Raw genomic sequence first — 3,477 nt, 5'->3', positions numbered from 1 at the left:
GTCGGGGGCCTACGATCGCGCCCTGGCCTTGGACCCCGCGCCCGCCGAGCGCCTGTGGCTGGAGCGGCGGCGAGGCCAGGCGGCGGGATGAAGGGAAAAGAAACGGGATGAACGGCAGAGAGGTGGTGGATTGCCACCCGCCACGGCCTGGTTAACACTTCGACTCATGGATGGGACGTCCGAGACCCAAGCGCCGTTCCGCGACGCCCGCTACGCGCCCCGGGCGCTGGATGTCGAACGCCGAGGCGGCGACGTGTTGATCCTGCGCAACCCCACCCCCTATTCCAGCACCATCCAGACCGTCACCGCGCCGCTGACCCGGTGGGCCTCGCAGGCCCCGCACCGCGTGTGGCTGGCCGAGCGTCCGTCGGCCGGCGCCGAGGGCTGGCGGACCGTGACCTATGGCGAAGCGGCCAACCAGGTCGCCCGCCTGGCCGGGGGGCTCTCTGGGTTGGGCCTGTCGCGCGGCAAGCCCTTGCTGATCCTGGCCCGCAACGGCATCGACCACGCCCTGATCGGCTACGCGGCCATGAGCCTGGGCGCGCCGATCGCCCCGGTCTCGCCGCAGTACGGCCTGAAGGGCGCGGACCTGGCGCGCCTGGCCTTCGCGGTTGAACGGCTGAAGCCAGCGGCCGTCTATGTCGATGACGCCGAGGCCTTCGCCGACGCCCTGGCCGCGCCCTTCCTGGCCGGACTGCCGGTGGTGGCCGGCCAAAATGCCCGAGAGGGTGACGAGCGTTTCGAGGTCCTGCTGGCCAGCGACCCCGTCTCGCCCGTCTGCCGACCCGACGACGCCGCCAAGCTGTTGCTGACCTCGGGCTCGACCGGCCTGCCCAAGGCGGTGATCTGCACCCACGCCAATGTCGCGCTGAACGCCGCCCAGATCGCCGCCTGCTACGAGGATCCCGATCCGCCGGTGCTGGTCAATTCCGCGCCCTGGAGCCACAGCCTGGGCGCCAACGCCATACTGCACATGGTGCTGCACCGGGGCGGGACGCTGTACATCGACGCCGGCCAGCCGGTGACCGGCCGCTTCGACGAGACGATCCGCAACCTTCGCGAGGTGTCGCCGAGCTATCACAACATGGTGCCGGCCGGCTGGGGTCTGCTGGTCGGCGAGCTCGAGCGCGACCATGCCCTGGCCGCCCGGTTCTTCGAGAAGGTCCGGGTGCTGCAATACGGCGGGGCGTCGATGGCCCAGTCGATCCTCGACCGGGTCCAGGCCGTGGCCGTGCGCACGGTCGGCTGCCGGATCACCTTCGCGGCCGGTTACGGGGCGACCGAGACCGGCCCGACCGCCTGCAACATCCACTGGCTGAACGCCCGCTCGGGCATGGTCGGCCTGCCCACGCCGGGCACGGCGGTGAAACTGGTCCCGGTCGCCGACGGCCCGCCCGACAAGTTCGAGATCCGCGTGAAGGGCCCGCAGGTCTCGCCGGGCTATCTCGACATGCCCGAGGCCTCGGCGGCGGCGTTCGACGAGGACGGCTTCTACCGGCTGGGCGACGCGGCCAAGCTGGCCGACCGACTCAATCCCGCGGCCGGCCTGGTGTTCGACGGGCGGTTGGTCGAGAACTTCAAGCTGGCCAACGGCACGTTCGTGGTGGCTGGAGCCCTGCGGGTGGCGGCGGTCTCGGCGATCGCCGGGGCGGTCTCGGACGCGGTGGTCTGCGGCGAAGGTCAGTCGGGCGTGGGGCTGATGCTGTTCCTCGACCCCAAGGCGGCCTTGCGGCTCGGCGACCCCGAGGCGGTGCGGGCGGCGATCCGCAACGGTCTGGAACGGCTGAACAGCCTGGCCAAGGGCGGCGGCAAGGTGACCCGGGCCTTGATCCTGGACGGGGCGCCCGATGCGGCTTCGGGCGAGCTGACCGACAAGGGCTACATCAACCAGGCCATGGCGCGGGAGCGTCGGCCGGGAGAACTGGAGCGGCTGTTCGCCGAGGAGCCGGATGATGGGGTGATGGTGTTCACCTAGCGCCGCGGGTTTGCTGGGGACACACACACTCATCCCACGATCCGCGCCCAGATTGTCGAGGCCTAGCCGTGAGTGTGTGTCCCCATACGCGCGCCGTGGCGGACGGATGAGACGACCCCCACGCAGATCAGCATCTGCCCGAAATAATACAGCCCCCACACCGCCAGCCCGACCGCGAAGCTGTCCGGCAACGGTCCGCCCCGGCCGAAGATCAGCAGGTCGGAGACCACGAACATCAGCGCCCCGATGCCGACCCGGTAGCGCGGAAAGCGGCTGAGCCAAGCCGTTGCCGCCATCGTCGCCAGGCCCAGGCTGTAGAGCGCCACGCCCGGCGCGCCGGCTCGGTCGGCGGGCAGCAGGAAGGCGATGACCACGACCGCTGGGACCAGCACGACGGCTAGGGCGACCTGGCTGCGGGCGGGCCTCGGCCGTCGGTTGCGCAGATAGAGGCCGATGGCGACCAGATGACCGGCCAGAAAGGCCAGCGCGCCGACCGTCAGTCCGGCCGCGCCCAGCAGCACGTCGCCCAGGGCGCCAAACGCCATCACCGCCACTAGCAGCCAGCCATCCAGCGTGCGCGCGTTCAGCGCCGCGTAGATCGCCAGCAGGCCGACGCCCAGGCCCTTCCAGGTCAACTCGGCGGCCTGCGGCAGGCCCCGGTCCCAGGCCGCCACATAGCTGACCCCGGCCAGGATCGAGGCGATCAGCACGGCCTTCGCCAGACGACTGCTTGATTGAGACATTGGTTTCCCCCTGGCCAGTCCGCTCTTTGGCGGCGCTTCGGAGCGACCAGACTGCGTCAACCGCCCGGCCTTGCGCAACCGCCGTTGGCGCGCCCCGCAAAATGTCGGAAGCTGGCCCGAACGGTACGGAGAAGACCATGAACGGCGCGGACGCCCTGATCACCACCCTGGCCGACAACGGCGTCACCGCCTGCTTCGCCAATCCCGGCACCAGCGAGATGCAGTTCGTCGCGGCCCTGGACCGCGAGCCGCGCATGCGCAGCGTGCTGTGCCTGTTCGAGGGTGTGGCGACAGGGGCCGCCGACGGCTACGGGCGGATGGCGGAAACACCGGCCTGCACCTTGCTGCACCTGGGTCCCGGCTACGCCAACGGCGCGGCCAATCTGCACAACGCCCGCCGCGCCTTCACCCCGATCGTCAACATCATCGGCGACCACGCCACCGATCACCGGAAATACGACGCCCCGCTCAATTCCGACATCGCCGCCCTGGCCGCGCCCAATTCCCTGTGGGTCAAGTCGGCCGAGACCGCCGACGCGGTCGGCCCCTTGGCCGCCGAGGCCGTGGCCGCCAGCTTCGGCGCGCCGGGCGGCAACGCCTGCCTGATCCTGCCCGCCGACAGCGCCTGGAACGAGACCAACACCGCCGGCCCCGTGATCCAGCGGCCAGGTTTCCGTGCGCCCGACCCGGCGACCGTCGCCGGCGTCGCCAAGGCCTTGAAGGCCGCCGCCAAGCCGGTGCTGCTGCTGGGCTCGGGCG

3 protein-coding genes are annotated in these 3,477 nt (G+C 71.1%); 2 read left to right on the top strand and 1 reads right to left on the bottom strand.

The window, feature by feature from the left end; genetic code table 11:
* The first annotated feature begins 166 nt into the window (after positions 1–166).
* On the top strand, positions 167–1,975 hold the full coding sequence (locus WAL33_RS03215; RefSeq protein WP_422178419.1) for a feruloyl-CoA synthase: 1,809 nt from the start codon (positions 167–169) through the stop codon (positions 1,973–1,975).
* Positions 1,976–2,037: 62 nt separating this feature from the next.
* Here the strand turns inward: WAL33_RS03215 and WAL33_RS03210 are convergent, their stop codons facing one another.
* Positions 2,038–2,718, bottom strand: coding sequence for a lysoplasmalogenase (locus WAL33_RS03210; RefSeq protein WP_422178417.1), 681 nt, complete (start codon positions 2,716–2,718; stop codon positions 2,038–2,040).
* 137 nt (positions 2,719–2,855) lie between these two features.
* Between WAL33_RS03210 and WAL33_RS03205 the strand changes: the two genes are divergently transcribed.
* The coding region (locus WAL33_RS03205) for a thiamine pyrophosphate-binding protein (protein ID WP_422178415.1) at positions 2,856–3,477 on the top strand (622 nt) is incomplete at its 3' end.

It is taken from the genome of Caulobacter sp., assembly GCF_049283275.1.
Lineage (GTDB): Bacteria > Pseudomonadota > Alphaproteobacteria > Caulobacterales > Caulobacteraceae > Caulobacter.
Note: the sequence above shows the minus strand (reverse complement) of the source record. Positions and strands in the feature narration are given on the sequence as shown.